The 8,006-nt window shown below is 69.9% G+C and carries 7 protein-coding genes and 1 pseudogene; all 8 read right to left on the reverse strand.

Going from position 1 to position 8,006, the window contains the following annotated elements; all coding sequences use genetic code 11:
- Positions 1-76: 76 nt before the first annotated feature.
- Positions 77-658, reverse strand: coding sequence for a GTP-binding protein (locus ABT186_RS10760; RefSeq protein ID WP_026248371.1), 582 nt, complete (start codon positions 656-658; stop codon positions 77-79).
- Positions 639-1,220: a DUF742 domain-containing protein gene (locus ABT186_RS10765; RefSeq protein WP_351237121.1), complete on the reverse strand. Its 582-nt coding sequence runs from the start codon at positions 1,218-1,220 to the stop codon at positions 639-641. Before ABT186_RS10765 ends, ABT186_RS10760 begins: the two co-directional genes overlap by 20 nt.
- A 98-nt stretch (positions 1,221-1,318) precedes the next feature.
- On the reverse strand, positions 1,319-1,732 hold the full coding sequence (locus tag ABT186_RS10770; protein WP_033321188.1) for a roadblock/LC7 domain-containing protein: 414 nt from the start codon (positions 1,730-1,732) through the stop codon (positions 1,319-1,321).
- A gap of 10 nt (positions 1,733-1,742) precedes the next feature.
- Positions 1,743-4,940, reverse strand: coding sequence for a sensor histidine kinase (locus ABT186_RS10775; protein WP_351237123.1), 3,198 nt, complete (start codon positions 4,938-4,940; stop codon positions 1,743-1,745).
- Positions 4,941-5,307: 367 nt separating this feature from the next.
- Positions 5,308-5,883: a GTP-binding protein gene (locus ABT186_RS10780; RefSeq protein WP_351237125.1), complete on the reverse strand. Its 576-nt coding sequence runs from the start codon at positions 5,881-5,883 to the stop codon at positions 5,308-5,310.
- The gene (locus ABT186_RS10785) at positions 5,864-6,262 is read right to left on the reverse strand and encodes a DUF742 domain-containing protein (protein WP_103838060.1); all 399 of its coding nucleotides are present in this window, start codon (positions 6,260-6,262) and stop codon (positions 5,864-5,866) included. The genes ABT186_RS10780 and ABT186_RS10785 overlap by 20 nt, the downstream gene beginning before the upstream one ends.
- Positions 6,263-6,372: 110 nt before the next feature.
- Entirely contained in the window at positions 6,373-6,786 is a 414-nt protein-coding gene (locus ABT186_RS10790) for a roadblock/LC7 domain-containing protein (protein WP_037654657.1), read from the reverse strand.
- A 9-nt stretch (positions 6,787-6,795) separates the two neighbouring features.
- A pseudogene (locus tag ABT186_RS10795) lies at positions 6,796-8,006 on the reverse strand (nitrate- and nitrite sensing domain-containing protein); the annotation flags it as partial.

Genomic DNA, 8,006 nt, shown 5'->3' on the forward strand with positions numbered 1-8,006 from the left:
GGCGCGGCCCCCCCCCCCGCGCCCCCCCCCCCCCCCCCGGCCGCCCCCCCGACTCTTCAGGGGCGCGTTACCCGAACTACCGCAGGCGGGCCATCAGCGCGTGCTCCACGAGAGTGATCAGCGCCGACTTGGCGTCCGCACGGTGACGGGCGTCCGTCGTGATGATCGGGGTGTCGGGGCCGATCTGCAGGGCCTCGCGGACCTCGTCGGGGTTGTACGGCTGGTTGCCGTCGAAGCCGTTGAGGGCGATGACGAACGGCAGGCCCGAGTTCTCGAAGTAGTCGACCGCGGGGAAGCAGTCGGCGAGGCGGCGGGTGTCGACCAGGACGATCGCGCCGATGGCGCCGCGGACCAGGTCGTCCCACATGAACCAGAAGCGGTCCTGGCCGGGGGTGCCGAACAGGTACAGGATCAGGTCCTGGTCCAGGGTGATACGGCCGAAGTCCATGGCCACCGTGGTGGTGGTCTTGTCCCCGGTGTGGGTGAGGTCGTCGATGCCCGCCGAAGCAGACGTCATGACGGCCTCGGTGCGCAGCGGATTGATCTCCGAGACGGCACCCACGAACGTGGTCTTGCCCACGCCGAAGCCGCCCGCCACCACGATCTTCGCGGAGGTGGTGGAGCGGGAAGGACCGCCGCTAGAGCTTGCGAAGTCCACTGAGCACCCTTTCGAGCAGTGTCACGTCTGGCTGGCCGCCGGCGTTCTCGTCGCCGCCGGGCTGATGGATGGCGACCAGGCCCGCCTCCGCCAAGTCGGCGACGAGGATCCTGGCCACGCCGAGAGGGATTGTCAGGAGCGCCGAGATCTCGGCCACCGACTTGATTTCCCGGCACAGGTGGCAGATCCGCTGATGCTCGGGCAGCTGGCCCTGCATCTGGTGCGGCTGCGCGGTGGTGTGCACCAGCGCCTCGATGGCGAGCTGGTAGCGCGGCCTGGTGCGGCCGCCCGTCATGGCGTACGGACGCACCAGAGGGTTGTTCGACGACCCCGCGGGCGCCGGCTCGGGCGCACGGCGCTGGGGCTGCACCGGCTGGATACGCGGCGCCGGCGGCTGGTCGTACGGCGACGGACCGGGGCCCTGGGGGCCCTGGGGCGCGTACGGCCGCCGCTGGCTCGGTGCGGAGGGGAAGTTGTACCGGTTCTGCTCACCCTGCCCCGGGCCCTGGCCTGGGCCATAGGACCAATTGCCCGCGGACGAACCGCCTGGGGGTGTTGCCACTTTCTCTCCTCCTCCGACTGCGCCGGGCCACCCATCGCTGTGGAAGCCGCGTCCCGAAACCTTACGGCCCCGGGACGCCAATACGCACCGTACGTCTGTTAGTTGAGAAGGCTTCCCTGGAGCTCCGCACGAAGGTCCGGTGTCAGGACCGTACCGGCTCGGTCGACCAGAAGCGCCATCTCGTACCCAACGAGGCCGATGTCCGCCTCCGGGTGTGCAAGAACTGCGAGCGACGAACCATCGGAGATGGACATGATGAAGAGGAATCCCCGCTCCATCTCCACAACGGTCTGATTCACGCTGCCGCCCTCGAAGATGCGGGAGGCACCCGCGGTCAGCGAGGTCAGACCGGACGCGACGGCCGCCAGCTGGTCGGCGCGGTCACGCGGAAAGCCTTCGGACATCGCCAGAAGGAGTCCGTCGGCGGAGACCACCACCGTGTGGGACACCCCGGGGGTGTTGTCCACGAAGTTGGTGATCAACCAGTTCAGGTTCTGTGCCGCCTGGCTCATCGGGCTCACACTAACGCTCCTGGTTGTAGGTGCTGTCAGGACCGAAGCCCTGGCCGTTCGTTTCACTGCCTGCGTTGCGTCCCCGCTGGACGCCTCGACGCAGGTTGCTCAGCCTGCCCCGCACGTCCTCGGGGGCGCGGGAGACCTGTGGGCCTCCCTGCGGGGTCGTTTCCGCGGCGCCCTCGATCAGGTTCGCCTTGGGTACACGCCGCGGCAGACCGGAAGAGGTGACCCCGCCTGCCTTGGGCTTCCGGAGCTGCGACGCCTGCTGCCACCGCTGGTCGTTGGCGGAGCGCCAGTCGTTGCCCGTCTCCGTGGCCGCCGCCGGCTCCTGCGTCACGGACTGCGGCCGACCGCCCACGCCGTTCGCGGTGGAACCGCGACGGGGCAGTCCGGCATCGGTCAGCTCGTGGACACCGGTCGCGGTGGCCGGTCCGGGACGGTCGAAGCCTACGCGGTCCCGCTCACTCACGTCAGCGGCCTGCACCGATTCCGTTTCCGGAGCGTAATCAGCCCGGTAGGAGCTCTGGTACTCCTCCTGCTGCGGCCAGTCGTCCTGATACGACGGCGCGTCGAAGGCGGAGAACGCCTCCGAAGTGGCGGTGGGGGCCGCCGAACGGTTCTCCTGCACCGGCTCCGCGTAGGCGGGCTCCGGGTAGCCTCCGCCGGACGGGAAGCCGTCACCCTGCGGCAGGCCGCCGTTCGGCGAGTAGTACGTCTCGTCGTACGCAGGCTGCTGAGGCTCCTCGTACGCCGTCTGCTGGTCGTACGCGGACCGGTGCTCCTCGTACGCGCTCTGCCCGTTGTCGTACGCGGGCTGCTGCGCCTGGAACTCGTCCGGGTACGACGGAGTGGTCTCCTGGGCCTCCTGCGGGCGGCCGAGGCCCTGTGCCTGGGCCTCCAGGGCCGCACGGCGCTCCTCGCGCATCAGGGAGCGGCCGACGGGGTCCAGTTCACGGATGTCGTCCGGGACATCCGCATAGCGGGTGTCGTCGAAGCCCAGCTCCGCCGCGGTCCGCATCGGCTGTGCGCCGAAGTTCTCGCCCTGGAAGGGCTGCTGCTCCGGGATGATCTGGGAGACGGTGAACTCGTCGCGCTCCAGCGTCTGCTCGCCGCCACCGCCGTGGGTGATGGCGTCGGGGAGCATGACGAGCGAGGTGGTGCCGGCCTGTTCGCCGGAGGGGCGCAGCTGGACCCGGATGCCGTGGCGGTCGGACAGCCGGCCGACCACGAACAGACCCATGCGCTGCGAGATCGCGGCGTCCACGGTCGGCGGGTTGGCCAGCTTGTGGTTGATGTCCGCGAAGTCCTCGGCGGTCAGGCCGATGCCCTTGTCGTGGATCTCGACCATGATCCGGCCGTCGGGAAGACGGGTGGCGGTCACGCGAACCTTGGTCTGCGGCGAGGAGAACGTCGTGGCGTTCTCCAGGAGCTCGGCGAGCAGGTGCACGAGGTCGGTCACGGCACGGCCGTGGATCTCGGCCTCCGGGACGCCGGAGAGCTCGATGCGCTCGTACTGCTCCACCTCGGAGGAGGCGGCGCGCAGCACGTCGACCAGCGGGACCGGCTGGTCCCAGCGGCGGCCGGGCTCCTCGCCGGCGAGGACGAGGAGGTTCTCGCCGTTGCGGCGCATACGGGTCGCCAGGTGGTCCAGCTTGAAGAGGTTCTCCAGCTGGTCCGGGTCGGCCTCGTTGTTCTCCAGGTCGGTGATCAGGGTCAGCTGGCCCTCGATCAGCGACTGGTTGCGGCGCGAGAGGTTGGTGAAGATCGCGTTGATGTTGCCCCGCAGCAGGGCCTGCTCGGCGGCGAGCCGGACGGCCTCGCGGTGGACCTGGTCGAAGGCGCGGGCGACCTCGCCGATCTCGTCCGTGGAGGAGATCGGGATGGGGGCCACGCGCGTGTCGACGCGGCCGGGGTCGGTGCGCGAGAGCTGGTCGACCAGCATCGGCAGGCGCTGCTCGGCGACGCCGAACGCGGCGTTGCGCAGCTGGCGCATGGAGCGGCTCATCTGGCGGGCCATGAGACCGGCGATGATGAACGCGGCGAGCAGGGCGACGATGACGATGGCGCCGTTGATGTAGGCGTTGCGCTGGGCGTTGGAGGCGATCTGCCCGGCGTCGTCGACGGCCCGGTTGATCATTTCCTTCTCCACCTGGTTGTAGCCCTGGAACTTCAGGGTGGCGGCGGCCATCCACGAGTCCGGGGTGATGCCCAGCTGGGCGAGCTCCGCAGGTGTCTTACCGCTCCCGATCGCCTGGATCATCTTGTCCATCGTCGGCGGGGTCACCACGGTCTGGCCCGCCGCCGCGGCCTTGGCCTTGGCGTCGGCGATCTGCTTCTTGCCCTCCTCGGCCTTCTGCTGGAAGACCTCGTTGAGGCGGGCGGCGTCCTGCGAGGTGCCACCGGAGATGTACTCCTGGACGGCGACGTTCTCCAGGTACGCGTACGAGGTGAAGGCGGTGACCTGGAGCGCGCGGGTCTTCGGGTCGTCACTGGGCTTGACCAGCAGATGCATGCCGATCGAACGCTGCAGCGACTCCGCGCCCTTGGCGAGGCCGATGGCGTACACCGAGCGGCCGTAGGCGGTGATGTTCCCGGTGCCGAGGCCCAGCTCGTTCGAGAACTCCAGCAGCAGGTGCTCGACGGTGACGTAGCCCTCTTCGGTCTTGACCGGGTCCATGGCCTTGGTGAACGCCGCCTGCCGGAGCTGCTGCAGCGTCGGCTCGGCCTGCTCGATCAGGTTCAGTCGGCGCTTCAGGCCCTGCTTGGCCGGCATTCCGACGACTTCCTTGTGGAAAGCCGCGGCCTTTTCGTTGGTGACTGCCCGGGCCTGTGTGACGGCCGTGTTGTTCCGGTCACCCTTCAGCAACGGCTGCGCGGACACGTCACGCTCGTTGAGCAGCGCCTCGGCGTATTCGCCGGCGGCGGCCACGATCTTCGCGACCTTCTCCGCGTCCCGTGCCTGCTGCCAGGTGTCGATGGAGTTCTTCACCTGGAAGCCGCCCATGACCAGGCCCACCAGCACGGGTATGAGCAGGATCGCATTCAGCCTGGTCGGCACGCGCCAGTTGCGCGGCGAGAAGCGGCCGCCGCTGGGCGGCAGAGCCGTCGGCTCCGGGCCGGGCACTTGTGCGGGTGCCGCTCCGCGCGGCGGCGGGGTGAAGTTGCCCCGCACCGACAGCTCGGGACCTTTCTTGCTTCGCCTCACTCGACCAACAACCTCTCGGCGACGGCACCTACGTCGTGCCGCGGTGTCTCCAGAGCCCTGTCGCCGACAAGTACGTCATTGACTACTGGGCAGTTCAGGCATTCCAGCACGTCAGCCTGCGCGATTCCAAACACTCGGAACCGAGGATTCCACTGGATGGAAGCCCCAGATAAAACGGTCATAAAGAGCGAGCCCCGCCAAAAGGCGGGGCTTTTGTGAACACAGCGGCACCGACTGACCGCGACGCGTGTCGGTACCACCGGATTTCTCTGTCGAAACGTTATGAACACCGGGGCCGACCGTGTCAAACGCCACAGCCGGCTCCGGCATATCTACGACAACTGCCGTATGGCGCTGCCTATTTGATCTACCGCAGGCGTGCCATGAGTGCATGTTCAACCAAAGTGATCAGTGCGCTCTTGGCGTCCGCGCGGTGGCGGGCGTCGGTAGTGATGATCGGGGTGTCCGGGCCGATCTGCAGGGCTTCCCGCACTTCTTCGGGGGCGTAGGGCTGATGCCCGTCGAAGCCGTTGAGGGCGATGACGAACGGCAGTCCGCTGTTCTCGAAGTAGTCGACCGCGGGGAAGCAGTCGGCGAGCCGGCGCGTGTCCACGAGCACGACCGCGCCGATGGCGCCGCGGACCAGGTCGTCCCACATGAACCAGAAGCGGTCCTGGCCGGGGGTGCCGAACAGGTACAGGATCAGGTCCTGGTCCAGGGTGATACGGCCGAAGTCCATGGCCACCGTGGTGGTGGTCTTGTCCCCGGTGTGGGTGAGGTCGTCGATGCCCGCCGAAGCAGACGTCATGACGGCCTCGGTGCGCAGGGGATTGATCTCCGAGACGGCGCCGACGAACGTGGTCTTGCCCACGCCGAAGCCGCCCGCCACCACGATCTTCGCGGAGGTGGTGGCCCGGCCCCCGTCAGAGCTTGCGAAGTCCACTGAGCACCCTTTCGAGCAGTGTCACGTCCGGCGCGCCGCCGTTGTTCTCGTCGCCACCCGGCTGGTGGATCGCGACGAGCCCGGCCTCCGCGAGGTCCGCGACGAGGATCCGCGCCACACCGAGAGGCATGGCCAGGAGCGCGGAAACCTCCGCCACCGACTTCACCTCACGGCACAGGTGGCAGATCCGCTGGTGCTCAGGGAGAAGTCCCATCAGCTGGGCCGGGTCGGCCGTGGTGCTGATCAGCGCCTCTATCGCGAGCTGGTAGCGCGGCCGGGTCCGGCCGCCCGTCATCGCGTACGGACGGACCAGCGGCTGGTCGCCCTCGTCCCCGTACGGCTCTGCGTACGGATCATGAGAGGCGGTGGGCGGGGTCATGAATCCTCCGGGCGGGACAGCATGTCGGTCGTCGTGCCGTCTGACGGGGCCGGTGGGGGGATTGTGGCGGCCGGACGGTGGTTTGGTGAGGCGGGTGGTGCCGGGGCCGGTCAGTGAAGCAGACTGCCCTGGAGTTCGGCGCGCAGGTCGGGCGTGAGCACCGCGCCCGCGCGGTCGACCAGGAGCGCCATCTCGTAGCCGACGAGGCCGATGTCGCACTCGGGGTGTGCGAGCACGGCGAGCGACGAGCCGTCGGAGATGGACATGAGGAAGAGGAAGCCGCGTTCCATCTCGACGACCGTCTGCGCCACGGTGCCACCCTCGAAGATCCGGGAGGCCCCGGCCGTCAGCGAGGTGAGACCGGAGGCCACGGCCGCGAGCTGATCGGCGCGGTCACGCGGGAAGCCCTCCGACATCGCCAGAAGGAGTCCGTCGGCGGACACGACGACGGTGTGGGACACCCCGGGGGTGTTGTCCACGAAGTTGGTGATCAACCAGTTGAGGTTCTGTGCCGCCTGGCTCATCGGGGTCAACTAACGCTCCTGCTGGTGAGTGGGGCTGGGGTAGCTGCCGGTCTGGCCGGTACCGGCCTGGCGACCCTGTGCGATGCCCCGTCGGAGATTGGTCAGCCGGCCGCGTACGTCGTCGGGCGCACGCGAGACCTGCGGACCGGTGTGGTGCTGTTGCTGCTGCGCCGTGCCCGGCACGAGGTTCGCGCGCGGGACCCGGCGCGGCAGGCCGGAGGTGGTGACGCCGCCCGCGGCGGGCTGCCGCACGCGTTCGGCCTGGCGGACGATCTCGTCGTTCGGAGAGGTGCGCCAGGCGGCGTTGGCCGCCGGGCGCGGGGGTGCTGCGGGGGCCTGCTGCTGCGGGACCTGCGGCGCGGAGCCGTTGGAACCGTTGAAGCCGTTGCTCTGCGACTGGCCGCCACGGAACCAGTTGGTCTCCAGCGTGTCGTACAGCGGCGTACGCCCGTCGCCGGGGCCCGATGCCGGCGGCAGTGCCTCCGGTTCCTGACGACGCGGGGGCTGCTGGGGACGCGGCGGGGCCGGCGGCCGGGTGGCGCCGTAGCCGTCGCCACCCGCCTGCGGCCGCTCGAACTGGCCGGTGCTGGAGGGGTCCTGGCGGTTGCCGTAGCCCGGGGCGGGGAACTGGCCCGTACCGGAACCGTCGTAGCCCTGCGTGGCGAACTGCCCCGTACCGGAACCGTCGTAGCCCTGCGAGGCGAACTGGCCCGTGGAGGACGGGTCCTGACCACGGCCGGGGGCCGGGAACTGGCCGGTGGTGCCGCCCTGGTTGGGGCTGCCGAAGATGTCCGAGCGGACGAACTGCCCGCCGTCGTTCTGCGTACCCGCCCCGGGACGCGGAGCGTTGAAGTCCGGCCGCGGGAACTCCGGCGTGGAGGCGGGAGTCTGACGGTCGTCGATGCGCGGGATCTCCGCGGTCGAACCCGGTCCCTGGCGGTCGTCGATGCGGGGCATGGGCGAGGTCGAGGACAGGGCGTCCGGCTCCTCGTGGCCGCGCGGGGCGTCCAGGGAGGCACGTGGCACCGGCGGCTGCGCGTTCTCGTCGCTCCAGCTCGGCGTGCGCTGCTGCGGGCCACCGGGCAGCTCGGCCCGCGGACCACCGCGACCGGGCAGCTGCGGACGGCGACGGCCGCCGCGCTCCTTGGGCTGCCGACCCTGCGGCGGCGTGGCCGCGGGGGCGCCGCCGGCCGGGCGCATGCCGGAGCCGCCGTCGCCGA

The organism is Streptomyces sp. NPDC001634, from assembly GCF_040298185.1.
In the GTDB taxonomy this organism is placed as follows: Bacteria; Actinomycetota; Actinomycetes; order Streptomycetales; family Streptomycetaceae; genus Streptomyces.